The following is a 24,157-nucleotide window of genomic DNA, read 5'->3' as shown; positions in this document are numbered from 1 at the left end:
TCGGTGAAGCAGACGACACATCCGCCGGGCCACCGGTCCGCAGGCGTCCCGGGCGGGGCGGCGGCCGACTCCCCGTCCCCGGCTCGCGGCCCGAAACGCCGCCGGCCCCCCTCCGCCCACTGGGCCGCCTGGGGGTTCCTCGCCCCGGTGACCCTCTACCTCGGCCTCTTCTACGCCTACCCCCTCTACCGCAACCTCGACCTGAGCCTGCGCGACTACACCGTCCGCTCCTTCGTCCAGGGCGACGCCCCGTTCACGGGGCTGGCCAACTACCGCAAGGTCTTCGAAGATCCGGCCTTCGCCCCCGCCCTGCTCCACACCGCGGTCTTCACCGCCGTATGCCTCGTCTTCCAGTACGCCGTCGGACTCGCTCTCGCGGTCTTCTTCAACCAGAACTTCCGGCTCTCGACCACGCTCCGGGCCCTGTTCCTCGTGCCCTGGCTGCTGCCGCTGATCGTCTCGGCCTCCACCTGGTCCTGGATGCTCAACAGCGAGTCGGGCGTCGTCAACGCCACTCTGCACGCTGTCGGCATCGGGCCGGTGAACTGGCTGACCTCACCGTCCTGGTCGCTGACCTCGGTCATCATCGCGAACGTCTGGATCGGTGTCCCGTTCAACCTGGTCGTGCTGTACAGCGGCCTGCAGTCCATCCCGGTCGGCCTGTACGAGGCGGCCGCGATCGACGGAGCGGGTGCCTGGCGGCGCTTCTGGTGCATCACCTTCCCACTGCTGCGGCCGGTCTCCGCGATCACCCTTCTCCTGGGGCTGGTCTACACGCTCAAGGTCTTCGACATCATCTGGATCATGACCAAGGGCGGCCCGGCGGACTCCTCCACGACCTTCGCCACCTGGTCCTACCAGCTCGGCTTCGGCAACCTCCTGCCGGCCTTCGGCCCTGGCGCGGCCGTCGGCAACCTGCTCGTGGTCGCCGCCCTGGTCTTCGGCCTGGTCTACGTCCGGGTCCAGAGAAAGCAGGCGCTGTCATGAGCCGAAGCCGCAGGCGTACACGGATGAAGACCACGATCGGCGTCCTGCTGACCGCGATCATGCTCTTCCCGGTCTACTGGATGGTCAACGTCTCCCTCACCCGCGACCAGGACATGCGCAAGAGCCCGCCGGACCTGCTGCCGCTGCACGGCACCCTGGCCGGCTACCGCACCGTCCTCGACGAGCAGCTGCCCTACCTCGGCACCAGCCTCGTCGTCGGCCTTGGCACCGCCGCTCTGACCGTGGCCCTGTCCGCCCCGGCCGGCTACGCCCTGGCCAAGCTGCGCCCGCGCGGCGGCGGCATCCTCAGCTTCGTCCTGCTGGCCGCCCAGATGATCCCCGGCATCATCATGGCGATGGGCTTCTACGCCATCTACCTCCAGCTCGGCCTGCTCCAGTCCGTCCCCGGCCTGATCGTCGCCGACTCCACCCTGTCCGTCCCCTTCGGCGTCCTCATCTTCACCGCGTTCATGTCCGGCATCCCCGGCGAGCTCCTCCAGGCCGCCACGACCGACGGGGCCGGGCCGCTGCGCACCTTCTGGTCCATCGTCCTGCCGATCAGCCGCAACGCCGTCGTCACGGTGTCCCTGTTCGCGTTCCTGTGGTCCTGGTCCGACTTCGTCTTCGCCAGCACCCTGGTCAACGGCGGCGCCCACGAGCCGATCACCCTCGGCATCTACCACTACATCGGCAACAACAACCAGCAGTGGAACGCCATCATGGCCACCGCCGTCGTCGCCTCCCTGCCGGCCGCCGTCATCCTCGTCCTCGCCCAGCGCTACGTCGCCGCAGGCGTGACCGCCGGCGCCGTCAAGGACTGAGCCGCCCACCCCTGCCACGCCGGCCGACCCTCTCGTGCGTCGTCCGGTCGCCGCCCCCTGCCCAAGAAACGAGTCACGCCACATGACCGCCGCCCAACCAGGCCCGGCATTCTCCGTCCACGACATCCCGTTCAGCACGTACGGATCATGGTTCGACATTTCTCCCGTGATCGCGGAGAAGACATATACCGAGGACCTGCACCTCGTCTCGCACCAGAACGGCATGCACGGCGTCTTGCGCCTGGTTCCTTCGCACCCGACGACGGGCGACCGCGCCGAGACCCGTGTCGCGGCGGCACCGGGCCTGCTGAGCTGGATCGGCGGGAGCGGGCGCGTCGACCTCGCCTACGAGTCACCGGACACCGTGCGGCTGCGGGGAAGCGGCCTGGGCATCGGCGTGTTCGCCGCCGCGCGGAACCTGACGCCGTTCAGCGGCACGTACCTCTTCCACGATCCGGCGGCGGGCGCGCACGTGTTCACGTCGTACGAGACCGGGCGCCGCTACCGCGTGACCCTGTTGTCCGGAGCCATCACCGAGGCGACCGGAGCCCAGGCCCTCGGCAGCGCCGACCGCGGCGTCGCGGTCACGTCGGACGGGCCCTGGGAGATGGCCATCGAAGAACTCGACACTGCCCGCCCGCGGTACACGACCTCGGCCACCTTCGATGACATCGTGGATCGCGCACAGGGCGCGTTTGCGAGCTTCGTCGAAGCGGTGGCCCCCTGGCGCTCGGCCGCCACCCCGGCCGCCGGACTCGCCGCCTACGTCATCTGGTCGGCGACCGTACGGCCGACGGGTCTCGTCACCCGGCCCGCCGTGCTGATGTCCAAGCACTGGATGGACAAGGTCTGGAGCTGGGACCACTGCTTCAACGCCCTTGCCCTGACGCCGGGTCGGCCGGACCTGGGTTGGGACCAGTTCCACCTGCCTTTCGACCACCAGGACGCCACCGGCGCCCTGCCCGACTCCGTCGCCCACTCCGAGGTCCTGCGCAACTTCGTCAAGCCGCCCATCCATGGCTGGGCCTTGGGCCACCTGCGCCGTCGCCTGCCGACGCCGCCGAGCCAGGCCGAACTGACCAAGACCTACGAGCGGCTGGAGGGCTGGACGAACTTCTGGCTCACAGCCAGGCGTGCCCCCGCTGACGAACTCCCCTACTACCAGCATGGCAACGACAGCGGCTGGGACAACGCCACCACCTTCGACCCCGAGCGAGTGGTCGTCAGCGCCGACCTGGCCGCGTTCCTCGTCCTGCAGCTGCACGAACTCGCGGACCTGGCAACAGAAACAGGCCGGACAGAAGAGGCGGAGCGGTGGACTCGTACGGCCGAGGAGATCCAGGCCGCGCTGTTCGCGCAGCTCTGGACCGGCGACCGATTCGTCACCCGCGGGCTCGGCACCGGTGCGACCTGGAGCAGTACCAGCCTCCTCGACCTGATGCCCATCGCGCTGGGCGAGCGCCTCCCCGCCGAGGTCGGCAGTGCGCTCGCCGACCGCATCAAGGCCCATCTCACGCCGTACGGCCTGGCCACCGAACTGACCGCCTCGCCGCACTACCTCGCCGACGGCTACTGGCGCGGCCCCATCTGGGCACCCGCCACCGTCCTCGTCGAGGACGGCCTGCGCCGCGCCGGCCACCACCGGCTGGCCGACGACATCAGCGCCCGCTTCCGCGCCCTGTGCGAGACCCACGGGTTCGCCGAGAACTTCGACGCGCTCACCGGAACGGGCCTGCGCGACCGCGCCTACACCTGGACCGCCAGCAGCTACCTCCTGCTCGCGGAAGCGCACGCGCACCGAGAAGGCCGCTGACCGGCCGTCGCCCGCACAGCCCCGGGGCCCCAGAAGTCTCCCGGTCCTTCCTCCCCCCCAAGGAGCCGCACCACGGAGTCACCCACAACACTCCCCGGAACCACCGCCCGCACCAAACGCCGGGCCGTGTCGTCCGTCGCCGTCCTCATGGCCGCCACGGCCTCGACGCCGGTGCCCGCCGCTCCCCCGGGCCGTTGGCACCGGCGTCAGCGTCGACTTCGCCGTCGCAGGCGGCGCGCCCGCCTACCACGCCTCCGAAATGACCTACGGCAGGACGCCGGAGGGCTCACTCCCGCAGGACCACTTCTTCAAGGACATCAGGTGGCACTTCATGCGGGCCGGCGGCGCGCAGCTCAACAGCTGTCTCGCCGAGCGACCTCCGTTCCCCAAAAACACCAACTTACCCCTCCCTGGGGAGCCCTGGCATGGCAGTACCAGCCTGGTTCCGCCGGGTCCTGAAGCTTCGGTAACCAGCTCGCGCGGTAGAGGGCGGCCCGGGTGGGCGGCGGCAGTGGGGGCGAAGCGGCGATCCCGGCCTCGTGGACCGCTTGCTCGATGCCAGGTGGCACGTCCGTGGCTGTGACGGTCACCTCGGTTCCGTCACCGGCGGCAGCGAGGTGCCAGGTCATCGTCATGGTGCCCGCGTACGAGGGGTCGTCGGCCTCGAACTGGGCATGATCCCGTCGAAGCCTTATGGATCAAGGTTCGAACTGGCGGTCATGGCCCGCCGTCCGCAGGCGGCATCGACCAGGTGGAAGAAGCCCGTACTGACCCTGCATAACGCCGAACTCGACGCGGCGAACGCCGCCCTGCGCGAAGCTCTCCACCAGGTCGACGGCAACTTAGCCTCTCTCCTCGTGACGTCTTGAGGGCAGCCGTCCAGCGGACTGGCGTCAGCTCGGCGGGTCACGCCACGGCAGACCAGAGTTCTTGGAGTCAGGCTGTGCCCGTGCCTGCCAGGACGAAGTCCGCACGGGCTGATTCGATTCCGTTGATCTGCAGGGAGACCGCGTGAGTTCCGGGGTAGTAGCGGCGGGTCGTGATCGGCCGGAACGAGTGCTCCCGCGTCACCTGGATCTGCTCGCCCGGTGCGAGGGTGCGGGTGGTGAGTTTGAAGGTCTTGCCGGTCTGGCCGCCGTTGGCCTTGCGGTGGTGCACGATGTAGTCGATGGTCAGCCGTGCCTCGGTGTCACTGGTGTTGCGGATCGAGGCGGTGAAGTGGATGCTGCCGCCGAGCGGGATGGTGGTGTGGTCCAGGCGAGGTCCGTCGACCTCCACCCTCGCGGGGGCGAAGCCGAGCAGGTCGAGGGCTGTGGGGTGGCCGCGTTTGACGAGGGTGCGCAGCCCGTGGCGCACGAGGCCTCCGGTGGCCGCGTCGGAATCGTCCAGCCAACGGCGGGCGGTGTCGACGACGAGGTCGGGGTGGTCCCGGCTGAGGTCGTTGAGGTGGTTGGCGACCGAGCGGCGTACGTAGTCGCTCTCGTCGCGGTAGAGGGCGTCCAGGATGGGTACGGTCGCGCCGGGGCGGGCCTGGATGTCGGGCACCCGTACCGCCCAGGGAAGGTAGGGGCGGGTCCCCTCGGAGGCGAGCCTGCGCACGTGGGCGTCGGCCGACCCGGTCCAGTCGCTGATGATGCCCAGGGCCCGGTCAAGATCGTGCCGCAGCAGAGTCCTGATGGCGAACTCCGAGGTGAGACGGCCGGTGAGATCGGCGAGCAGCGCCATCGCATCGTCGAAGGCTGCGGTGGTGTCTTCCTGGACCGCGCGGGTGGCGATCGCGCTGGTGACCGGCCAGATCAGCCATCCGGTGAAGTCTGCGGCGTTGTCCCGGGCGGTGCGTACGGTCCGCGCCAGCGTGGCGTAGTCGCCGGGCAGATCCGCCAGCAGGGCATCGCGTAGCAGGTCGGCGCGTTCCCGCAGGGACAGCGGGGCGATCCGACGTGGCGCCGCACGCAGCGACCCGAGGTCGGCGTCCGGGGCGGCGATCTCAACGGCGCCCAGAAGGCTTTCGACGGCGTGGCGGCCGATGAGCTCGTCGGCGGATGGCATGCGGTCTCTTCCGTCATAGGAGGTGGTGCAGCGGTGGTGAGCTGCAGGCTGACGCTACTGCAACCGATCGTGGCCTGCACGGGCCTGCTCGTCGTTTCGCCGGTGATGCCGGCGGCACCGGTGCGCGTGCTGGGTTGGCGCAGGCGACGGTGCCCTCGCAAGCAAGTGACTCGGTGTCACGCGAAATCCGTGTGCCCGCGTCGGCGTTCGGCGGACGCGGGCGCACGACGGGCCTCAGGCACTCGGCGCCTGGGAGATGAGGCCGCGCCTCAGGGGGTGCCGGGTGCTACGAGGAGCGGTCTTGCGGCCATCCCTGTGCATCGAATACAGCGATGGGATCCAGGTAGTCGCGCCAGTGTGTCACCTTGCGGTCCTTGATGGTCACAACGGAGACGAAGCGGTTGTCGTAGGGCCGCCCTGTCACCGCCGACGTGCCGTGGACTTCGTACTCCAGGACGACCGTAGAGGTCTTGGGGTCGTGGTGGACGTGGAGATTGTCCGCGCTGCGCAGCGTGATGTAGTCGCCGTAGTTGCTGTACAGGTCGATGATCCCCTGGCGTCCCTCGACCCGTCGGGGGTAGCCCGGCACGGTGATCAGGTACTCGAAGACCACGTCCTCGGCCAGCAGGTCATAGTAGTCCTCCCCGTCGGCCAGGCCGTCCAGCCCTTCCTTGATGATGCGGAAGAACGGGCTGTCCGCCCCGACCAGGGGAGTGTTGTCGTCGACGGTCTTGCTCACTTCGCCTCCGGGGTCCAGGCGTGGACGGTGCGCTCGGCGAACGCGCGGAAGGTGGTGGCCGACCAGCCGGTGACCTTCTCGATGTCGCCGGTGGGCGTGGCACCGTTGCCGGTGATGACGTTGCCGGTGAGCCAGCGCAGCATCACCGCATAGTCGGTGGGGACGCCCGCAGAGAGCGCCCCGTTGATCCACATCTCCTGGTCGACGTCGTGGTAGGCGACGGACCGGCCGCTCACGGAAGCGATGATGTCCGCGGCCTCCTGGAAGCTGAGGGCCTGCGGGCCGGTGAGCGAGTAGACGGCGCGGGCGTGGGTCTCGGGGTCCAGGAGCGTCTGGGCCGCGACCGCCGCGATGTCGGCCGCGTCTACGAAGGCCTCCCTTCCGCCGCCGCTCGGGACCGTGAGTACGCCGTCGATGATGGGGAGGTGGTCGTCGGCGAAGTTCTGCATCACCCACGACGTGCGCAGGATCGAGTGCGTGATGCCCTGCCGGGACGCCAGATCGGCCTCGACGGCCGCGATGTCGACCTCCGTCGGCGCCTGGTCGGCGTTGTACACGCTCAGGTAGGTGACGTGGCGCACGCCAGCCACCTCGGCGAGGTCCAGGAAGGCTGCGACCTGGGCGGCGTAGCTGATACGCGCGGTGGGTGTCACCAGATAGAGGCGGTCGACGCCGTCCAGGGCGGCCGGGTGGGTGGCCGGGTCGTCCCAGTCGAACCGGACGTCCGCTCCGCTGCGCGCCGCTGTCCGGGGGATGATTCCCCGCTGGGCGAGCGCGTCGGCCAGCAGCGAACCGGACCGGCCGGTGCCGCCGAGGATGAGTGCGATGGGTACTTCGTTGTTCATGACTCCATGCTCGAAGCCTGGAACAAGACAATCCATGCGTGATTCGCTCTACTTTTTACGCCAGGCTCTCACGCCTTGACCCCGGATGCTCGGGCTGGTCAAGCTGATCCCATGGATCTGCTGACTGACCACCTGGTACGGGCACGCGCCACCGGCGCGGTGTTCGCCCGGACGGTCGCCGAAGCACCATGGGGACTGCGGCTGGGCGGTTCGGTCCAACTGTCGGTGCACACCGTCGTCCGCGGCCGCGGCTACCTCTGGCTGAACACCCCCGACAGCACCGTGGAGCTCATCCCGGGAAGCGTCACCCTGGTGCGCGGCGGACCGGACCACTACATCGGACATGAACCGGGCGCCGAATGCCTGGAACCGGACGAATTCCGGGCACGCCACGCCCAGACGCACCCCGGGGACAACCCGCAGGCCACCGTGTTCCTGTGCGGCGCCTACCAGTTCTCCGGCGATGTCGGCCGCGGGCTCCTGGACGCACTGCCCCAGGTCATGACCCTCTCGGCGGCCGACGACGATCCGCTGCGGGACGTGATCACCTTGCTGTCCCGCGAACTGGTCCGCAGCGAACTCGCCCAGCAGATCGTCCTGGACCGCCTCCTGGACCTGCTCCTCGTCCTGGCCATCCGCAGCGACTTCCGCCGCAGTGCGACCGCACCGCGCTGGTACCGGGCGGCAGCGGATCCCCGGCTGGGAGCCGCGCTGCGAGCCATGCACGAGAACGCGGCCCACCCGTGGACGGTCCCCGAACTCGCCGACATCAGCGGCCTGTCCCGGGCCGCCTTCGCGCGGGTGTTCCGGGATGCCCTCGGTCAGGCCCCCATGCAGTACCTGACCGAATGGCGCATGACCATCGCCCGCGACCACCTGCGCGCCGACGACCTCACCTTGCCTCAGATCGCCGACGCCGTCGGCTACGGGTCCTCCTTCGCCTTCGCCGCCGCCTTCCGCCGCCACCACGCAGAACCACCCGGAACCTGGCGCCAGAGAGAACGAGCATCCGCACAGACGCGACTGCTCACCACACACCACGGCTCGTGAGCAGTGCCACGCCCTGGTGCCAGCGTCCTGGTCAGGACGCCTCCTGGACTCCGTACCTCCGGTGCCTCGCCGCGACGGGAGCGCGGCACGACCTGGTCGCCGGAGACGGTGAGCCGGGCGCAGTAGCCGTCCCCCCTCGGCTCGGCCGCAAAACCGCGTGGTTCGCACCGATCACGCGGCAGGAAGTCGACGCCGCGGAGCGGATCATCTGGCGCCCTCTGCCGGAACTGCTTCGTCGGATCTGCACCGAGGTCGGCAACGAGGGCTTCGGGCCCGATGCAGGGATCGCTTCGCCGACCACGGGCCGGCGTGCGCCGGGACACCTGGATGACCGGCATTCCTCGGTCCGCATGCACGAACGCAATCGCATCGAGATGCTGCCTTCCTCATGGCTGTATCTCGTGCCGGGTGGTTGCACGACGGAGTGGCACGTCTCATTGCCCGCCCTGGACAACCCGGTGCTGCTCTTCGACGTGGACGGGTGGGAGCCCAGCTGGGGCGAAGACCCACACGACGGCCTCCGGAACGCGAGTCCGCCGCTGCGGCACTGGCTGTGGACGTGGGCCCGTGGCGGCGATGACTGGGCTCAGGTGCACGACCGCGCATGACGGACAGCCGCGCTGCCGCGTGTCGGCTGCCGCGCTCGTCATTCCGAAACGATCGGTAAGGCTGCTGCCGTCCCCAGATCAGATCGCTGGGTGCCGGAGCACGTCGGTGGGCTCCCAGTTGCTCTTCCAGAAGGTCTCAAGCCCATGCTCGTCGATGAACTGCCGCTCGACCTCGTGGATGGGATAGATGCCTTGGATGTTGATCACATCGTGGCCCTCATGTCCGGGAATGCCGACGTCGATGCCCAGGTAGTCGCCTCTGTCGAGGACCAGCGGTGCGAACACGCAGAATGCCGTCATCTCCGACTCGGGCGCGATGCGCTCACCGAAGTTGACGGTGCTGCCGTAACTGAAGGGGTGGGTACCACGGAGCTGCTCGGCGAGGAAGCCCACCGCGTGGGCCCAGATCACGTTGGTCGAGTTCACGCTGAGGCAGAGTTCCGGCGAGCCGTGCTGCCAGTCCGGATGTTCTGCCAGCGACAAGCCGTAGGTGAGCGTCGTGAGCAGCCCGTCCGGCAGGTTGTCGTACACGATCTCCGTCACGCCCCGCAGCCCCTGCTTGGTCGACTTGACAGGGAAGAAACGGGGCTCCCTTCCCCCGGAAAGTCGATCAAGATGGGCGAGGTACTCCTCAACGCGACTGGCCATGCGTCCAGCCTGCACGATCGCTCACCGGTGCACGCCACCGGGGCCGTCACCAGTTACGCTCCGCAACAGGTCCACAGAAGTTGAGCCAGAGCCCGTTCTCACGTACAGAGCCGCCAGGCCCATGCGCTGTCCGCGGGAGCCGAGCCGGCCGCAGCGGTCGCGGTCGAGGTGGCCGCCGCCGAGTAGGGCTCGGCCTGCGGCGCCGGCCCGGCCACAGCGGTGTCACAGGTCCAGAGCCTGGACCGTATGGCCGGGATTCGGTCCGAGGATCGCAGCCAGCCGCAGGCTCAGGTCGCGGCAGGCGGCGAGCAGCGGGGCCACGACACGGGGGAAGTCGTCCTCGACCAGGCGTATCGAAGGCCCGGCGACCGTTATGGCGCCCAGCGCCGTCTGTCCGTCGGGCTCCGCAGCCTGTTGGCCGGCGGCGGTGGATGCCGTAGCTGTGCGGCGGGCCAGCAGTGGCGCGGAGACGCCGTTGATGCCGGGATGATTCTCGCCGCGCGACGTCTCGTAGCCGCGTTCGCGGATCGCCGCGAGCTGGGCGCCGGTGATGCCGCCGAGGTCCATGGTCGCCAGTTCCGGCTCGGGCAGGTGCGCCAGGATGATGCGGCCGCTGGATCCCACCGCCAGCGGCGAGCGCTCGCCGATCACGCCGGCGGGGTCGAGGATCGGTCCGGAAGGGGCGGGCACGCCCAGCACCAGGACCCGGGTGTCCCCGGTGCGCAGATGCAGGACGACTGCCTCTCCAGTGAGGTGGGCCAGGCGGCTGACGACCGGTTGGACGGCGCGCAGCAGTGCGGGCCGGGGTCCGATCAGTGTGGCCAGGGCGACCGAGCGTCCGGCCAGCCGGTAACCGGACCGGCCCAGGTGGTCGAGATATCCGGCCCGCTCCAGTTCCTGCAGCACGCGGAACGTCTGCGACTGCGACAGGCCCACACGGTCGGCGACCGCACGCAGCGGCACCGGCTGCCGCATCCCGGACAGCGCCTCCAGCACCTGCAGTCCGCGCAACGCCGTGCTCGCACCCGCCATGCTTGCATCATATGCAAGTTGAATGGTGCCGGTGCCGCAGCGCTTGAGCTAATGGCTCCATGAACGATTCGAGCGAGCCCGACGGCGTCACCGGCCGACTGGTGACCTGGATCCACGACCTCACCTGGGATGACGTGCCCGACCACGTCCGCGACCGGGCGGCGCACCTGCTGCTGGACGGCCTGGGCTGCGCCCTGGTCGGCGCGCAGCTGCCCTGGTCGCGGATCGCCACCGAGGCCGTGCTCGGCATCGAAGGCGGCGGCGACGCGGTGGTCATCGGCACCGGCCGCACCACAACCCCGGCCGGTGCGGCGCTGCTCAACAGCTCCTACGTCCAGGGCTTCGAACTCGACGACTTCCACCCGCTCGCGCCGCTGCACAGCGCCTCCCTGCTCATCCCGTCCCTGCTGGCCACCGCCAGCCACCTGGGACAGGACGTCAGCGGCCGCGACCTGCTCCTGGCTGCGATCGTCGGGTTCGAGGTCGGGCCGCGCGTCGGCGCCTCGCTCGGCGGCACCGGGATGCTGCCGCGCGGCTGGCACTCCGGCCCGGTGTTCGGCGCCTCCGCGGCGGCCGCGGCGTGCGCGAAGCTGCGCGCCCTGGATCCCGCGCAGTCAGAGGACGCTCTCGGGTTCGCCGCGACCCAGTCGGCCGGGCTGATGTCGGCGCAGTTCGAGGCGATGGGCAAGCGGATGCAGCACGGGTTCGCCGCCCGCAACGGCTTCTACTCCGCGGCCCTGGCCGCGGCCGGCTACACCGGCATCGACCAGGTCTTCGAGCGTGAATACGGCGGGTTTGTCGCGGTGTACGGCGAAGGCCACCCCACCGACGTCGAGGCCATCGCCCGGGCCCTGGGCGACAGGTGGGAGACGTCGATGGTGATGGTGAAGTCGTGGGCCGTCATGGGCGGCCTGCACGGCGCCGTCCAGGCCGCCCGGGCGCTGCGCGAACGGATCGCCGGCCGCGCCGTCGAACGCATCGACATCCGTGTCGGCGACGTCGTGTACCACCACGGCTGGTGGCAGCCGACCCGGCCGCTGGAGGCGATCGGCGGTCAGATGAACATCGGCTACGCCACCGCCGTCACGCTCCTGGACGGCACCGCGCTGCCCGAGCAGTTCACGGCCGAACGCCTCGACGCCGACGACGTGTGGCAGCTGCTGGACCGCACCCACGTCACCCTGGACCGGGCGATCGACGAGCTGCCGCAGACCGAACGGTTCCAAACCCACCTGGCCGTCACGTTCACCGACGGATCGACCGACACCGAGTCCGTGATCGCCCCGCACGGCAACCCCGCGGACCCGATCACCAACGACGAAGTCGTCGCCAAGTTCCACGCCCTCACCGAGCGCGTCATGGACGCCGACCGCGCCGCCGCGATCGTCTCTACGGTGCGCGGGCTGGCCGACGCGGACTCGATCGCCCCGCTGGCCGGCCTGTTGGCCGCGCCCGTCGGGCGAGCCCTCGACTGACCGGGGGCGCCCAGCCTCTCAACCCGCAGGAGCCCACATGACCACACCCGCCCGCGCCCGCCTGCGCGAACTGCTGGCGAGCAGACAGCTCATCGTCGCACCCGGTGTTTTCGACGGCATCAGCGCCCACCTGGCCCGCCGCACCGGCCACGCCGCCGCCTACCTCACCGGCGCCGGCGTCGCCGCGTCCGGGTTCGGCCTGCCCGACATCGGCCTGGTCACCCAGACCGAGATGGCCGAACGGGCCCGGATGGTGGTCCGCGCGCTCGGCGACGTGCCGCTGCTGGCCGACGCCGACACCGGCTACGGCGCTCCGGTCAACGTGATCCGCACCGTGCGCGACTACCAGGACGCCGGGGTCGCCGCGATCCAGCTGGAGGACCAGGCGTTCCCCAAGCGCTGCGGGCACCTACCGGACAAGGAACTCGTGTCCGCCGACGACTTCGCCCGCACCCTGGGCGCCGCCCTGGAGGCCCGCACCGACGACGGCATGCTGGTCATCGCCCGCACCGACGCCCGCGGACCGCTGGGCCTGGACGAGGCGATCGCCCGCGTGAACCGCTACGCCGCCGAGGGCGCGGACATCCTGTTCGTCGAGGCACCTCAAAGCGTCGACGAGATCGAGCAGATCGCCGCCGAGGTGAACGCCCCGCTGCTGCTCAACCTGGTCATCGGCGGCCTCACCCCCGAGCAGTCCGCCGAACGGCTGCAACAGCTCGGGTTCGCCGTCGCCATCCACCCCTCGGCCGCCCTCGCGCACAGCGCCCTCGGCGCGCTGACCGCGATGTGCCGGCTGCGCGGCATCAAGCCCGACGAGTTCCTGCCCACCAAGCCCGAGGAGTTCTTCAACCTCGTCGGCATGGCCGAATGGTTCGACATCGGCCAGAAGTACCAGCCCGCTGCGGAAGGACGAAGTGCCTGAGATGGCCATGACGATGATCGAGCAGATCCTCGCCCGCAAAGCCGGCGTGGCGTCAGTGGACGTCGGCGACACCGTGACCGTGGACGTCGACATGACAGTCCTGATAGACCTGCAGTTCGCCACCACCTGGCTGCAGCCGCTGCGGATCGCCGACCCTGACAAGGTCGCGATCGTCATGGACCACGCCGTCCCCGCGCCCACGATCAAGGACGCCGCCGGCGGCCCGAACGCCCGGAAGTTCGCCGCCGAGTTCGGCATCGAGCGGTTCTACGACGTCGGCCGGCACGGCATCTGCCACCAGGTCATCGCCGAGAACGGCCTCGCCCGGCCCGGGCAGATCCTGGCCTGCACCGACAGCCACACCTGCGCCGGCGGCGCGTACAACACCGCGGCCCGCGGCCTCGGTCCGGCGGAGGTCTACTCGATCCTGTGCACGGGTCGCACCTGGTTCCAGGTCAGCCCCACGATCCGCTACGAACTGGTCGGCGCGCTCCCGGCCGGCGTGAGCGGCAAGGACGTGTTCCTGCACATCGCCAACGCCTACGGCGACGCCACGAACTGCAACCTGGAGTACGGCGGCCCGGGCCTGGCCTCGATCCCGCTGCACGACCGCCGCACCATCGCCACCCAGGGCGCCGAGGTCTCGGCGGACTTCTCGACCTTCGCCCACGACGACGTGCTCGCCGCACACTTCGAAGCTCTCGGCGTCACCGGATTCGAGCCCGCGCACGCGGATGCCGACGCGGCCTACGCCGACGTCCGCGAGATCGACCTGTCGACGCTGGTTCCCTATGTGGCCCGCCCGGGCACCGTGTCCCGCAACGGCCTGCCGGTCACCGCCATCGAGCCGCGGAAGATCGACCAGGCGTTCATAGGCTCCTGCGCCAACGGCCAGCTCGACGACCTGCGCATCGCCGCCGACGTGCTGCGCGGCAAGCAGGTCGCACCCGGCGTCCGCCTGATCGTCACCCCGGCCAGCCAACAGGTCTACCGCGACGCGATGCGCCTGGGCTACCTGCAGGACATCGCAGACGCCGGCGCGGTGGTCACCAACGCCACCTGCGGCGCCTGCTTCGGCTACCACATGGGCCTGCTCGGACCGGGCGAAGTGTGCATCACCTCCTCCACCCGCAACTTCACCGGCCGAATGGGATCGACCGAGGCCGAGATCTACATGGCGTCCCCGGCCACCGTCGCGGCCTCCGCGATCGCCGGCCACATCAGCGACGCCCCACAGGAGGCATCCCGATGACCGCATCGAAAGCGGCGCCGTCCCAGGCCGGCCGGCTGCAGGTGACCGGACGCGTCTGGGCGTTCGGGCACGGCCTGACCACCGACGACATGTATCCGCCCGACGCGATGAAGCTCGACATCCCCGAGGCCGCCAAGCACGTCTTCCACGCCGTCCGTCCCGGCTGGACCACGCAGGTCCAGCCCGGCGATGTCGTCGTGGCCGGACGCAACTTCGGCCTCGGCTCCTCGCGCCCGGTCGCGGCCCTGTTCCGGCAGCTCGGCGTGGCCGCGCTGATCGCCGAGGAGTTCAACTCCCTGTTCTTCCGCAACGCCGTCAACGCCGGACTCCCGGCGATGACGGTGCCTGACGCGACAGCGGTGTTCCGCGACGGCGACACCGCCGCGCTCGACCTGGCCACCGGAAACTGGGCGAACCAGACCACGGACGCCTCCGGTACCGTCCCCGTCCTGCCCGACCTCGTCCTGGAGATCATCGCCGACGGCGGGGTCCTGCCCCGGCTCGCCCGCCAGGGGTACCTCCCGGCCGATCTCGCCGAGATCCTCGCCTCGCCCGCGGTGGCGGCGGCCGGCCAGGGCAGCGGCGCATGAGCGGCCTGGCGCCGGGGATCGTGCGCATCCCCACCCGCGGCGACGGCGACAACTGCTTCCTGGTCGAGGAAGAGGACGGCCTCACCCGGGTCGACGTCGGCTGGAAGAACGCCCCCGTTGTGATCCGGCAGGCCGTCGAGGCGGCGGGGCGCACGCTGAGCGACATCACGCGGATCGTGATCACCCACGCCCACCCCGACCACGTCCGGGGCCTGGCCGAACTGCTCGCTCGAACCGGCGGCGCCGACGTGTTCATCCACGAGCTGGAGCAGCCGTGGCTCGCCGCCGGCCGGGTGTCGCCCCACGGCAGGTCCGGAGCACTCGGCCGGGCGATCGACCACTTGCCACTGCTGCACTGGCAGCCGGTCGCGGCCGCCCGGACCGTCACAAGCGGACAGGCCGTCGGCTCGCTGCGCGTCATCCACACCCCCGGCCACAGCCCGGGCCACATCATGCTGCTGCACGAACCCACCCGGACGCTGCTCGTCGGCGACGCCGTGTTCCACCGCAGCGGACTGACCCTCGGCCCGGCGGCGCTGGCTGCTGATCCTGCCGCCCGGCCCGCAAGCCTGCTGCGCATGCCCCGCGACGTTCGAGCCGTCGGATTCGCCCACGGAAAGCCCCTGAGCGGCGAACGGGTCTCCGCGTTCCACGACTTCTGTCAGGCGATCGAGGACACCGCAGCCCGGCAATGAACACCTGCTCAGCAGAGGTCCGAGCTCAACGCGGCTCCAGGTACAGGGGCAACGTCAGGCTGACCGGCCTCGGCACGCCCGGCGACATGCGGCAGTACGTCAAGAACGGCACCGCCGAGGGCTTCGAGCTGTGGGACCCGGCCAAGCTCGGCGACCTCGCCGCCCGCACCGCCGTCGCGCTCGTCTCCCGGCAGGACCGCCTCGCCGAGTACCGTGACCGGCAGGCCGCCGTGTGGCCGGGGATGCGCGCCGCGTGCTCCGCCACCGGCTGGCACAACTACACAGGGCCGGAATCCCAGCGGTGACTTCCGGGACCGCGGCGGATCCCCGGTCAGTAGCGGGCGCTGCTCGCCAGCAGCGGCGGGTACACCGCGTTCGGCACCCCGTCGACCGTGGCGCCCGCGTACTTGAGCATGGTGCCGACGCGGTGGTTGAGGTCGTGCGGGAAGTTGAGGGCCGGGGCGGACACCTCGTCGAGCCGGGCCGTCTGCTCCGGTGTCAGGCGGACGTCGAGGGCGGCCACGTTGGCCTCCAGGTGGGCGTGGGTGCGCGGGCCGATCAGGGTGGAGGTGACACCGGGGCGGTTCTGCACCCAGGAGAGGGCGACGGCGGCCGGGCTCGCGCCGGTCTCCTCTGCGACCGCGGCCACCGCCTCGATCACGGTGAACTGCTCCGTTCTCGGCCGGCCGAGAACGGCCGCCCGCTTCGCGTCGGCGGGTGCGGACCGGTCCCTGCGGTACTTCCCGGAGAGGAAGCCGCTCTTGAGCGGGGACCAGGGCAGCATCCCCATCCCGGCGTCCTGCGCGAGCGGGATCAGCTCGCCCTCGATGGTGCGCTCCAGCAGCGAGTACTCCATCTGCAGCGCCGTCACCGGCGTCCAGCCGCGCAGCAGCGCCGTGGTGTGGGCCTTGGCGGTGAACCAGGCCGGGGTGTCGGAGAACCCGACGTACCGGATCTTGCCGGCCGTCACCAGGTCGTCCAGGGTGCGCAGGGTCTCCTCGACGGGCGTGGACCGGTCGTGGTTGTGCAGCCAGTACAGGTCGACGTAGTCGGTGCGCAGGCGGCGCAGCGAGTCCTCCAGCTGGCCGACGATCGCCTTGCGGCCGGCGCCGCCGCCGTTGGGGTCGCCCAGGTGCAGGTTGCCGAAGAACTTGGTGGCCAGCACCAGGCGGTCGCGGCGGCCGGGGCGAGCGGCGAGGAAGTCGCCGAGGATCGCCTCGGAGTGGCCGTTGGTGTAGAAGTTGGCGGTGTCGACGAAGTTGCCGCCGAGGTCGAGATAGGTGTGGAGGATCTTCTCCGACTCCTCGACCGAGCAGCCGAAGCCGCCGTCCTCGCCGAAGTTCATCGCACCGAGACAGAAGGGGCTCACCTTGAGTCCGGACCGGCCGAGACCGACGTACGAGTCGAGTGCCATGAAATGCTCCCTGGAAGATGCGTGGGGAATGCGACTCCTCGAGCAAACCAGGCTGAGCTGCGGGAACGTTAGGGCGATCGTGCCGGTGGCTTGCACGATCCTGTCGCCTTTCCGGGGAAGGGCGTTGCGGTCGTCCTCGGCCGGCGTTTGAATCGGGAGCGTGTCCCTCGACGAACTGCGCTCGCTGATCGACCGGCACGCCCTGCGTGACGCCGACGCCGTCCCCGCGATCGACGGCCTCATGCTGACCCGCGCCGAACGGCCCACGGGGCCGCGCTCGGGCATGGCGGACCCCGTCCTCGCCCTGGTCGCCCAGGGCGCCAAACGGCTGACACTGGGCGGCCGGATCTACGACTACGAGGTGGGCCAGTACCTGGTCGTCTCGGTAGACCTGCCGGTCAGCGGGCAGTGCACCCGGGCCAGTCGCGAGACGCCCTTCCTGGGTTTCGGCTTCCGGCTGCGGCCCGCGCGCATCGCCGCGCTGCTCCTGGAGACCGGCACCGACCGGCACGCGGGCGGGGTGCGCCGCCGCACCGGGCTGCCCGCGCTCGCGGTCGGCGAGGCGCCCGCCGACCTGGTCGACGCCGCCCTCCGGATGGTCCGGCTGCTCGACCGGCCCGCCGACATCCCGGTGCTCGCCCCGATGATCGAGCGGGAGATCCTGTGGCGGCTGATCACCGGCGAGCAGGGCGCGCTGGTCCGGCAGATCGGGCTCGCCGACAGCAGGCTCACCCAGATCGGCCGGGCCGTCCGCCACATCCGCGAGCACTACACCGACGCCCTGCGCGTGGAGGACCTGGCCCGGCTCTCCGGCATGAGTGCCTCCCCCTTCCACCGGTACTTCCGCGCGGTCACCGCGATGACCCCGATCCAGTACCAGAAGCACATCCGGCTCCAGGAGGCCCGGCTGCGGCTGATGAGCAGCACCGACGACGTGGCCGACGTGGGGTACGCGGTCGGCTACGACAGCGCCTCCCAGTTCAGCCGCGAGTACCGGCGGCAGTTCGGCCGGCCGCCGGGGGCGGACGCGGCCCGGCTGAGAAATGCCGACGAGGAGGTCGGCACCGCTCAGTAGGCTGGCCGGATGTCAGAACACATATCCGAACCGGCTCGGTTGCGTGGGGACTGTGCTCGCTGTTTCGGGCTGTGCTGTGTCGCCCTGCCGTTCGCCGCGTCGGCGGACTTCGCGGTCGGCAAGCCCGCCGGAAAGCCCTGCGCGAACCTGGGCGGCGACCATCGCTGCGGCATCCACGCCGAACTGCGTCAGCGCGGGTTCGCCGGCTGTACGGTCTACGACTGCCTCGGCGCGGGGCAGAAGGTCTCGCAGGTCACCTTCGGCGGCCGGGACTGGCGGCGCGGGTCCGGGGAGGACGCCCGCCGGATGTTCGAGGCGTTCCCGGTCGTACGCCAACTGCACGAACTGCTCTGGTATCTGACGGAGGCCCTGGGGCTGGCCGCGGCCCGGCCCGTCCACGCCGATCTGCGTGCCGCGCTGCGGAAGACCGAGGAGCTGAGTCTCGGTACGCCCGAGGAGCTGGCCGCCCTGGACGTGGCCGCGCACCGGCAGGAGGTCAACGTGCTGCTGCTGCGGACCAGCGAGCTGGCCCGGGCGGGGGTGCGCGGGAAGAGGAAGGACCGGCGGGGTGCCGATCTGATGGGTGCCCGGCTCCGGGGCGCCGACCTGCGCGGGGCGAGCCTGCGTGGGGCTTACCTCATCGCCGCCGACCTCACCGGGGCCGACCTGCGGGACGCGGACCTGATCGGCGCCGACCTGCGCGACGCCGACCTCACGGGTGCCTTCTTCCTGACCCAGCCCCAGCTCGACGCGGCCCGGGGCAACGCGCGGACGCGTCTGCCGGACTCAGTCACCCGTCCGGTGCACTGGACAGCCGTCGCCGTGCTGTGACGCGGCCGCGTCCGGCACGGTCACCGGCGCCGGGGCGGGGGTGCGCCGCTCAAGGCGCAGCCGCAGGCCCTCCGGCATCAGCGTCAGCCGCTCGGTCACCCGCAGCCGGTAGTCCGGGTCGGCGCCGAGGCCGTAGCGGCGCAGCAGCAGGCCGAGGACCAGGGTGGCCTCGTGCAGGGCGAACTGGCGGCCGATGCAGGCGCGCGCCCGTGGCCGGATCTTGGCGTCAGACGTATACCCCTGTCCCGGACGTGGCGCCGCCGGCCTGTAGTCGGCTGCGGCGCCGTGACCGCCGGTCCTCCGAGGCTGACGACTTCGGGAACGATTGATGTCGGGGTGTGGTGGCCTGGCGGGTCGGCTGGAGGGTGATCAGCAGGCCGGCTGTCGGACGGGTACCGGTTCTGTGCTCGTCTTGCGGCGGGTTGCCCGTTGAGCGGATCGGTCGGAGTCCAGCCCGGCGATCGCCAGGTGGGTGTCGGCGCAGTCCTTGCGCCGCCCGGTGTAGCGCTGGAGTGGGCGCCACTGCTTGTGCTCGGCGTCGGTGTGCTCTACGCAGATCCGCCGGGAAGACTGGCGCCGCCGCTCGCGAGGGAAGCCGGCCGCCTTGATCCGCCGTTCTGAACGGCAGCGGGCCCGGTCGTCGTGCTCGGCCGTCAAACAAACTCTCCCGGCCTTCGGCGAGATCGCGGGCCGCATCTCGTAGTGCAGAGAAGGGTTACTGGCCTCATTTGGCACGCTGTCCGACACGCAGGACGCTCAGATAACGGCGTGACGCTCGGTCGCCCATGTGCGTGCGAATACGCTCGGCGATGGCGTCGAGCAGAGGCTCACGGACATCCCGGTCGAGTCTCCGATACAGCGACAACGAGCGAAGGTGATCGGCGAAGCCATCCCCGTTGAACCACTGGACGGTTGGATACCAGCGCACGATCGTCGGGCCGAACAATCCTCCGGGATCGTCGACCAGGCCCCAGCCCTCGTCGGTGGTGCGCACCTCGTCCTCCAGCGGTGGATGACCCCAGCCGGGGTTTCCGGGGCAGAACTGCTCGTGCAGATCGGCGGTCTCGGCGTACACCTCCGGCTCTCCCGGCAAGCGGACGACGACGTGGCCGAGCAACGCCATCCAACCCCCGAGAGAAAGCACGTCGTGCGCTCGCTGCCAGCCGGTCGACGGGTCGATCCAGTGCCACGATGACGCAGCCACGAGAACATCGAAGCGTCGACCGCGGTCGTCCCACTCCTCAAATGTCGACGTCTCGACGTCGACGTTGCGGAAGGAGGCGAGCCGCCGGCGGGCGAGTGCGGCCATGTCCGCGCCCGGCTCGACGGCGGTCACTGAGCATCCGAGCGCTGCCAGCGGACGCGTCGCCTGACCGGTACCGCAGCCCACCTCCAGCACCGACGACCCTTCGTCCAAGCCGGTGACGGCGACTAGGTCCGCGAACAGTTCGTCGGGGTATCCCGGCCGAACCCGGTCGTAGAGCTCCGGGACCTCGTTGAACACCCGGCCGAGGTCGTGGGGATTCGAGGGCATCTTCGGATCATCGGTCACGAGCGCACAAGCTATGGGGCTTGTCCACGAAGACACCACTCGTTTACCAGCAGCCACTGACTGACACGCTATCGACGGTCGTTCAGAGAACCCCGCCACGCCGCCGTCCTGAAGCGCTACGGCGTCGGCCTGCTCGCCGCGCTGCCGGCCGCAACCGTGCAGCGCCTACTGGGCAATGCGGGCCGTACGGCCGTCGACCGGGCCCGCGGCATCGGCCCCCGCGCCGTCACCCCGCGCCGCCTGCCGGCTTCCGTCGGCGTCCGGCACCGCTCCCCCACGACGTCCTTGACGGCGCCGCCGCGCGCTCGGCCCTCCTGGGCCTGGTCGTGCAGCTCGGTGCCGTGCTGCTCCGCCGCGGGCAGGCCGCACGCGCTCACGCTGACGTTCGCCGACGGACCGGCCTGGGAGAAGACCCGCCGCCTGCCCGAGCCGTCCTGGCACGAGGACGACCTACGCCGGCTCACCTACCAGCTCATGGACGCCGCGGGCCTCCAGCGAGGCCGCCTTACCGCACTCGCGCTGCGCGCCAAGGGCGTCGCCGACGCCGACCAGGTCGCCGGGCAGCTCAGCCTCGACACCGCCCGCCAGACCCGCCTCACCGTCGAGCGGGCGTGCGACCGGATCCGGGAGAAGTTCGGGCCCGGCGGGATCGGCCCGGCCGCCACCTACCGGCCCGCCTGCTGACCGCCGCGCTCACGCCTGCTCAAGGCACCGAGCCGGTACCTGCCCGCCGGGGACAACGCGCCACAGGCTGCCACCGCCGCACTCGTTGCAGTGGGACCACCCGTGGCTGTGCCGCTCTTCAGGGATGCCGTTTCGCGATGGCTTCGGGGAGTCGTTCGCGACGGTATTCCATGATCAATGTCAGTGGGAAATGACGCCGCTGGGCCCCGGCCGGAGCCCGTCGATCGGGTCTGCCATCGGCCCCGGCGGGGTGAGCGCAATCTTGCGGCGGCGTCAGTCTGCGTTGACCGGTGACCGCGTTCGTGGCTGAGGAGCGCCGTTGGCCCCGGTGCGCGCGGTTGCGAGACGAACTGCCCGGTTTCACTGAACTGCGGCGCGGCGGCGGCGTTTCGGGTCGGCCAGGACGTCCGCGCTGTAGCCGGCGTCGTCAGGGTTGAGGGTGGTGCCCGGCGCCACGATGCGGTCGATACGGTCCAGCACGGCGGGGTCCAGGCTGATGTCCGCGGCGCTCAGCTGGTCGTGCAGATGCCCGGCGGTGCGGGGGCCGATGATCGCCGCGGTCACGGCGGGGTGCGTGGTGACGAACGCCAGCGCGAGCTGGATCAGGGTGAGGCCCGCTTCGTCGGCGATGCCGGCGAGTTCGGTGGCGGCGTCGAGCTTGGCCTGGTTGCCCGGTATAGCCATGTCGTAGTGGGAGAGCGTGGTGCGGAAGGGCATCGTCTGGGTGCGATGGCTGGACAGATCGGCCGCGTCGCGGCGCCAGCGGCCTGACAGCCAGCCCCCGGCCAACGGACTCCAGGCGAGCACCCCCATCCGGTACGTCTCGCAGGTGGGCAGGACGTCGGCTTCGACGCCCCGGGCCAGCAGGGAGTACGGCGGCTGTTCGCAGACGAAGCGCTCACGCCGGCGCAGCTCGGCGGTCCACTGCGCCTGCACGATCGCGGAGGGGGCGAAGGTCGACGACCCCGCGTAGAGGATCTTGCCTGCGCGGACGAGGTCGGAGAGCGCGCCCAGGGTCTCGTCGAGGTCGGTCGCGGCATCAGGCCGGTGTACTTGGTAGAGGTCGATGTGATCGGTGCCGAGGCGGCGCAGGCTCTCCTCGCAGGCCCGGACGATCCAGCGCCGCGAGGCGCCGCGCTCATTGGGGCCGGGCCCCATGGGACTCGACACCTTGGTCGCCAGGACGACGTCGTCGCGCCGTTTGGCGATCGCCTTCCCGACGATGATCTCGGACTCGCCGCCCGAATACACATCGGCCGTGTCGATGATGTTGACGCCCGCGTCGAGCGCAGTGCGGATGATGCCGATCGAGTCGTCATGGTCGGGGTTTCCCCACTGCCCGAACATCATGGCCCCCAGGCACAGCGAGCTGACCTGGACTCCTGTACTGCCCAGCGTGCGGTACTGCATGGTGCGGTGGCCCTTCTGCGAGCACGGCGGTGCGGTGGAACGGCCGGCCGCGGCCTGATAGCGTCCCACAGTAAGCGGAGCAGGGTCCGCTTAGTCGCCACGCTAAGCGGAGTCGGCTCCGTATGGCAAGCCGAGAGGAAGAACCCCATGTCTGACCCGTCCGTCCGACCGATCCGGGCCGACGCACGGGCCAACGAGGACAGACTGCTCGCCGCCGCCGCAGCGGCCTTCGCCCGGGACGGCGCGGGCGCGACCTTGAAGCAGATCGCGAAGGACGCGGGCGTCGGGATCGGCACCCTGTACCGGCGCTTCCCGACCCGCGAGCAACTCGTCGACGCCACCTACCGCTACGAGACGGCCCGGCTGGCCGCCCGAACCGCGGACCTCCTGCGCGAACTGCCCGCCGACCGGGCCCTGCGGACGTGGATGTCCCAGGTGCTGGACTACCTCGCCGCCAAGCACGGCATGGCTGACACGCTCAAGACCCTCCTGCAGAACGACGAACAGCTCAGCTCGCAGACCCGCGAGCAACTGACCGGAGCGATCGAGGAATTCCGTCTCGCCGGGATCACCCGGGGAGTGATCCGGGGCGACGTGCCCTCACCCGACATCCTCACGGCCCTGGCAGGAGTCACCCTCGCAGCAGGAGCCGCCCACCAGCGCGCTCAGGCCGAGCGGCTGCTCGACCTGCTCATGGACGGCATCACCCGCCCGGACGCATGGCGCGGGACGACCCCGTGATCTGGACATGAGTTTTGACGTCGCTCGGCCCGGGTCTGAGTAGTCGCCGTACAGGAAATACCGCTGACGGCCCGCCCCGGTCGAGGACGACACCGAGGCCCGCACAGACGACACCGGCACCCCACTGCCCGCCGCGCTCCCGCCTGGTGAAGGTTCGGGGGAAAACGGGTCGAAGCGTGTTTGGGCACCGGGGGGGGAGGCGGACCAGCGTGGCCGATGCCCCTCGGCCGACGCAGGGCCCGCGGCCTGTGCCTGACCGGCCGTACGGCCGTACAACATCGTTGCCTGGCCGTCCCCCGCCGGAAGGCAGTCGGTTATGAGGCAATCCCGGTGTCCCCGGTTCGTGTGTGGGTGGTCAGGCCGGTGAGGACCAGGGTGAGCCAGCGGGCGCGGGCGGCGGGTGGCTGGTCGGTGGGGGCCGTGCTGAAGAGCAGGTAGATGTCGTCGACGGTGACGTCCTGGTGGATGTCTCCGTCGGCCTGACCCGCCTGGATCAGCGCGGCCAGTGCAGCACCGGCGCGGGCTTCGGCATCCCGGTCGACGGGGTCGGCACCGAGGGCGCGGGCGGCCACCTTGACGGCGTGGTTGGTGGCGGTCGCCTCGGTGACGCGGGCCAGGAAGTCGGTGATCTCGTCCACAGCGCGGGCGCCGGTCGCGAGGCGTTCACGGGCGGCCTCGGCTGCTTCGGCCACGTGCGTGGTGTATTCGGCGACCACCGCGGCGACCAGGTCCGTCTTGGTGGGGAAGTGCCGGTACAGGGTGCCCACGGCCACGCCCGCTGCGGCGGCGATCTCGTCCATTCCGGCGTCGGGGCCGTGCAGGGTGATCTGTTCGCGGGCGGCGTCGAGGATCTTCTTGCGGTTGCGGACCGCGTCGGCGCGCGGTGCTCGGGTCTGGGCCATGGGCTCTCCTACGGTGGGCGTC

At 70.6% G+C, this 24,157-nt stretch carries 24 protein-coding genes and 3 pseudogenes; 16 read left to right on the top strand and 11 right to left on the bottom strand.

Going from position 1 to position 24,157, the window contains the following annotated elements:
* Positions 1-3 precede the first annotated feature (3 nt).
* The 4 genes from ACFY0K_RS37505 (at position 4) to ACFY0K_RS37490 (ending at position 4,490) form a co-directional block, all read left to right on the top strand.
* Complete coding sequence (locus tag ACFY0K_RS37505) at positions 4-987, top strand: carbohydrate ABC transporter permease (RefSeq protein WP_390643620.1); 984 nt, start codon at positions 4-6, stop codon at positions 985-987.
* Positions 984-1,808, top strand: a complete 825-nt coding sequence (locus tag ACFY0K_RS37500; RefSeq protein WP_390643619.1) for a carbohydrate ABC transporter permease — start codon at positions 984-986, stop codon at positions 1,806-1,808. The genes ACFY0K_RS37505 and ACFY0K_RS37500 overlap by 4 nt, the downstream gene beginning before the upstream one ends.
* A gap of 82 nt (positions 1,809-1,890) precedes the next feature.
* A complete protein-coding gene (locus tag ACFY0K_RS37495) occupies positions 1,891-3,621 on the top strand; it encodes an amylo-alpha-1,6-glucosidase (protein ID WP_390643618.1) in 1,731 nt (576 codons plus the stop codon).
* Between the two features lie 539 nt (positions 3,622-4,160).
* Positions 4,161-4,490, top strand: coding sequence for a hypothetical protein (locus ACFY0K_RS37490; RefSeq protein WP_390643617.1), 330 nt, complete (start codon positions 4,161-4,163; stop codon positions 4,488-4,490).
* Positions 4,491-4,557: 67 nt separating this feature from the next.
* Here the strand turns inward: ACFY0K_RS37490 and ACFY0K_RS37485 are convergent, their stop codons facing one another.
* From ACFY0K_RS37485 to ACFY0K_RS37475, 3 genes are all read right to left on the bottom strand, one after another.
* The gene (locus ACFY0K_RS37485; RefSeq protein ID WP_390643616.1) at positions 4,558-5,670 is read right to left on the bottom strand and encodes a DNA alkylation repair protein; all 1,113 of its coding nucleotides are present in this window, start codon (positions 5,668-5,670) and stop codon (positions 4,558-4,560) included.
* Between the two features lie 286 nt (positions 5,671-5,956).
* Entirely contained in the window at positions 5,957-6,409 is a 453-nt protein-coding gene (locus tag ACFY0K_RS37480) for a nuclear transport factor 2 family protein (protein ID WP_390643615.1), read from the bottom strand.
* A complete protein-coding gene (locus tag ACFY0K_RS37475; RefSeq protein WP_390643614.1) occupies positions 6,406-7,254 on the bottom strand; it encodes an NmrA family NAD(P)-binding protein in 849 nt (282 codons plus the stop codon). Before ACFY0K_RS37475 ends, ACFY0K_RS37480 begins: the two co-directional genes overlap by 4 nt.
* A 111-nt stretch (positions 7,255-7,365) precedes the next feature.
* Here ACFY0K_RS37475 and ACFY0K_RS37470 point away from each other — a divergent pair, with 111 nt between their 5' ends.
* Together ACFY0K_RS37470 and ACFY0K_RS37465 are read left to right on the top strand one after the other, a co-directional pair.
* A complete protein-coding gene (locus ACFY0K_RS37470; protein WP_390643613.1) occupies positions 7,366-8,304 on the top strand; it encodes a cupin domain-containing protein in 939 nt (312 codons plus the stop codon).
* Positions 8,301-8,912: a hypothetical protein gene (locus ACFY0K_RS37465; protein ID WP_390643612.1), complete on the top strand. Its 612-nt coding sequence runs from the start codon at positions 8,301-8,303 to the stop codon at positions 8,910-8,912. Before ACFY0K_RS37470 ends, ACFY0K_RS37465 begins: the two co-directional genes overlap by 4 nt.
* A gap of 78 nt (positions 8,913-8,990) precedes the next feature.
* On the opposite strand, the gene ACFY0K_RS37460 is transcribed toward ACFY0K_RS37465, so the two are convergent.
* The gene (locus ACFY0K_RS37460) at positions 8,991-9,560 is read right to left on the bottom strand and encodes a suppressor of fused domain protein (RefSeq protein WP_390643611.1); all 570 of its coding nucleotides are present in this window, start codon (positions 9,558-9,560) and stop codon (positions 8,991-8,993) included.
* A 222-nt stretch (positions 9,561-9,782) separates the two neighbouring features.
* Positions 9,783-10,592, bottom strand: coding sequence for an IclR family transcriptional regulator (locus ACFY0K_RS37455; RefSeq protein WP_390643610.1), 810 nt, complete (start codon positions 10,590-10,592; stop codon positions 9,783-9,785).
* Positions 10,593-10,651: 59 nt separating this feature from the next.
* Here ACFY0K_RS37455 and ACFY0K_RS37450 point away from each other — a divergent pair, with 59 nt between their 5' ends.
* The 6 genes and pseudogenes from ACFY0K_RS37450 to ACFY0K_RS37425 form a co-directional block, all read left to right on the top strand.
* Entirely contained in the window at positions 10,652-12,067 is a 1,416-nt protein-coding gene (locus tag ACFY0K_RS37450; protein ID WP_390643609.1) for an MmgE/PrpD family protein, read from the top strand.
* Positions 12,068-12,104: 37 nt separating this feature from the next.
* The gene (locus ACFY0K_RS37445; RefSeq protein ID WP_390643608.1) at positions 12,105-12,989 is read left to right on the top strand and encodes an oxaloacetate decarboxylase; all 885 of its coding nucleotides are present in this window, start codon (positions 12,105-12,107) and stop codon (positions 12,987-12,989) included.
* Between the two features lies 1 nt (position 12,990).
* Positions 12,991-14,241 carry an aconitase/3-isopropylmalate dehydratase large subunit family protein gene (locus tag ACFY0K_RS37440; protein ID WP_390643690.1) on the top strand — a complete coding sequence of 417 codons (1,251 nt, stop codon included), beginning with the start codon at positions 12,991-12,993 and terminating at the stop codon, positions 14,239-14,241.
* Complete coding sequence (locus ACFY0K_RS37435) at positions 14,238-14,831, top strand: 3-isopropylmalate dehydratase (RefSeq protein WP_390643607.1); 594 nt, start codon at positions 14,238-14,240, stop codon at positions 14,829-14,831. The genes ACFY0K_RS37440 and ACFY0K_RS37435 overlap by 4 nt, the downstream gene beginning before the upstream one ends.
* Positions 14,828-15,526 carry an MBL fold metallo-hydrolase gene (locus tag ACFY0K_RS37430; protein WP_390643606.1) on the top strand — a complete coding sequence of 233 codons (699 nt, stop codon included), beginning with the start codon at positions 14,828-14,830 and terminating at the stop codon, positions 15,524-15,526. Before ACFY0K_RS37435 ends, ACFY0K_RS37430 begins: the two co-directional genes overlap by 4 nt.
* Positions 15,527-15,558: 32 nt before the next feature.
* Positions 15,559-15,720: pseudogene (locus ACFY0K_RS37425) on the top strand (rhamnose ABC transporter substrate-binding protein); the annotation flags it as partial.
* A gap of 137 nt (positions 15,721-15,857) precedes the next feature.
* Here the strand turns inward: ACFY0K_RS37425 and ACFY0K_RS37420 are convergent.
* A complete protein-coding gene (locus ACFY0K_RS37420; RefSeq protein ID WP_390643605.1) occupies positions 15,858-16,940 on the bottom strand; it encodes an aldo/keto reductase in 1,083 nt (360 codons plus the stop codon).
* A 160-nt stretch (positions 16,941-17,100) separates the two neighbouring features.
* Here ACFY0K_RS37420 and ACFY0K_RS37415 point away from each other — a divergent pair, with 160 nt between their 5' ends.
* Both ACFY0K_RS37415 and ACFY0K_RS37410 read left to right on the top strand, forming a co-directional pair.
* Positions 17,101-18,015, top strand: a complete 915-nt coding sequence (locus tag ACFY0K_RS37415; protein WP_390643604.1) for an AraC family transcriptional regulator N-terminal domain-containing protein — start codon at positions 17,101-17,103, stop codon at positions 18,013-18,015.
* A 9-nt stretch (positions 18,016-18,024) separates the two neighbouring features.
* Positions 18,025-18,846, top strand: a complete 822-nt coding sequence (locus tag ACFY0K_RS37410; protein WP_390643603.1) for a pentapeptide repeat-containing protein — start codon at positions 18,025-18,027, stop codon at positions 18,844-18,846.
* On the opposite strand, the pseudogene ACFY0K_RS37405 reads toward ACFY0K_RS37410, so the two are convergent.
* From ACFY0K_RS37405 to ACFY0K_RS37395, 3 genes and pseudogenes are all read right to left on the bottom strand, one after another.
* Positions 18,802-19,053: pseudogene (locus ACFY0K_RS37405) on the bottom strand (cytochrome P450); the annotation flags it as partial. The gene ACFY0K_RS37410 and the pseudogene ACFY0K_RS37405 overlap by 45 nt on opposite strands.
* Before the next feature lie 372 nt (positions 19,054-19,425).
* Positions 19,426-19,503: pseudogene (locus tag ACFY0K_RS37400) on the bottom strand (AAA family ATPase); the annotation flags it as partial.
* A 67-nt stretch (positions 19,504-19,570) separates the two neighbouring features.
* Positions 19,571-20,398 (bottom strand): class I SAM-dependent methyltransferase, encoded by an 828-nt coding sequence (locus ACFY0K_RS37395; RefSeq protein ID WP_390643602.1) that lies wholly within the window; start codon positions 20,396-20,398, stop codon positions 19,571-19,573.
* A gap of 156 nt (positions 20,399-20,554) precedes the next feature.
* Here ACFY0K_RS37395 and ACFY0K_RS37390 point away from each other — a divergent pair, with 156 nt between their 5' ends.
* A complete protein-coding gene (locus tag ACFY0K_RS37390; protein ID WP_390643601.1) occupies positions 20,555-21,082 on the top strand; it encodes a hypothetical protein in 528 nt (175 codons plus the stop codon).
* 360 nt (positions 21,083-21,442) lie between these two features.
* On the opposite strand, the gene ACFY0K_RS37385 is transcribed toward ACFY0K_RS37390, so the two are convergent.
* The gene (locus tag ACFY0K_RS37385) at positions 21,443-22,492 is read right to left on the bottom strand and encodes an aldo/keto reductase (protein WP_390643600.1); all 1,050 of its coding nucleotides are present in this window, start codon (positions 22,490-22,492) and stop codon (positions 21,443-21,445) included.
* Positions 22,493-22,639: 147 nt separating this feature from the next.
* On the opposite strand from ACFY0K_RS37385, the gene ACFY0K_RS37380 reads away from it, so the two are divergent.
* On the top strand, positions 22,640-23,233 hold the full coding sequence (locus ACFY0K_RS37380; RefSeq protein ID WP_390643599.1) for a TetR/AcrR family transcriptional regulator: 594 nt from the start codon (positions 22,640-22,642) through the stop codon (positions 23,231-23,233).
* Positions 23,234-23,547: 314 nt separating this feature from the next.
* Here ACFY0K_RS37380 and ACFY0K_RS37375 read toward each other — a convergent pair whose 3' ends face one another.
* Positions 23,548-24,135, bottom strand: coding sequence for a TetR/AcrR family transcriptional regulator (locus tag ACFY0K_RS37375; RefSeq protein ID WP_390643598.1), 588 nt, complete (start codon positions 24,133-24,135; stop codon positions 23,548-23,550).
* Positions 24,136-24,157: the final 22 nt, after the last annotated feature.

The organism is Streptomyces sp. NPDC001507 (assembly GCF_042894765.1).
Lineage (GTDB): Bacteria > Actinomycetota > Actinomycetes > Streptomycetales > Streptomycetaceae > Streptomyces.
The sequence above is the reverse complement of the archived record's forward strand: the minus strand, read 5'-3'. Positions and strand labels throughout refer to the sequence as shown.

What these genes read in the sequence shown, in the direction of transcription:
- ACFY0K_RS37475 (WP_390643614.1), bottom strand. Translation starts at nt 7,254, where the DNA reads ATGAACAACGAAGTACCCATCGCACTCATCCTCGGCGGCACCGGCCGG.
- ACFY0K_RS37455 (WP_390643610.1), bottom strand. Translation starts at nt 10,592, where the DNA reads ATGGCGGGTGCGAGCACGGCGTTGCGCGGACTGCAGGTGCTGGAGGCG.
- ACFY0K_RS37445 (WP_390643608.1), top strand. Translation starts at nt 12,105, where the DNA reads ATGACCACACCCGCCCGCGCCCGCCTGCGCGAACTGCTGGCGAGCAGA.
- ACFY0K_RS37495 (WP_390643618.1), top strand. Translation starts at nt 1,891, where the DNA reads ATGACCGCCGCCCAACCAGGCCCGGCATTCTCCGTCCACGACATCCCG.
- ACFY0K_RS37375 (WP_390643598.1), bottom strand. Translation starts at nt 24,135, where the DNA reads ATGGCCCAGACCCGAGCACCGCGCGCCGACGCGGTCCGCAACCGCAAG.
- ACFY0K_RS37485 (WP_390643616.1), bottom strand. Translation starts at nt 5,670, where the DNA reads ATGCCATCCGCCGACGAGCTCATCGGCCGCCACGCCGTCGAAAGCCTT.
- ACFY0K_RS37380 (WP_390643599.1), top strand. Translation starts at nt 22,640, where the DNA reads ATGTCTGACCCGTCCGTCCGACCGATCCGGGCCGACGCACGGGCCAAC.
- ACFY0K_RS37500 (WP_390643619.1), top strand. Translation starts at nt 984, where the DNA reads ATGAGCCGAAGCCGCAGGCGTACACGGATGAAGACCACGATCGGCGTC.
- ACFY0K_RS37430 (WP_390643606.1), top strand. Translation starts at nt 14,828, where the DNA reads ATGAGCGGCCTGGCGCCGGGGATCGTGCGCATCCCCACCCGCGGCGAC.
- ACFY0K_RS37460 (WP_390643611.1), bottom strand. Translation starts at nt 9,560, where the DNA reads ATGGCCAGTCGCGTTGAGGAGTACCTCGCCCATCTTGATCGACTTTCC.
- ACFY0K_RS37420 (WP_390643605.1), bottom strand. Translation starts at nt 16,940, where the DNA reads ATGGCACTCGACTCGTACGTCGGTCTCGGCCGGTCCGGACTCAAGGTG.
- ACFY0K_RS37435 (WP_390643607.1), top strand. Translation starts at nt 14,238, where the DNA reads ATGACCGCATCGAAAGCGGCGCCGTCCCAGGCCGGCCGGCTGCAGGTG.
- ACFY0K_RS37450 (WP_390643609.1), top strand. Translation starts at nt 10,652, where the DNA reads ATGAACGATTCGAGCGAGCCCGACGGCGTCACCGGCCGACTGGTGACC.
- ACFY0K_RS37470 (WP_390643613.1), top strand. Translation starts at nt 7,366, where the DNA reads ATGGATCTGCTGACTGACCACCTGGTACGGGCACGCGCCACCGGCGCG.
- ACFY0K_RS37440 (WP_390643690.1), top strand. Translation starts at nt 12,991, where the DNA reads ATGGCCATGACGATGATCGAGCAGATCCTCGCCCGCAAAGCCGGCGTG.
- ACFY0K_RS37410 (WP_390643603.1), top strand. Translation starts at nt 18,025, where the DNA reads ATGTCAGAACACATATCCGAACCGGCTCGGTTGCGTGGGGACTGTGCT.
- ACFY0K_RS37385 (WP_390643600.1), bottom strand. Translation starts at nt 22,492, where the DNA reads ATGCAGTACCGCACGCTGGGCAGTACAGGAGTCCAGGTCAGCTCGCTG.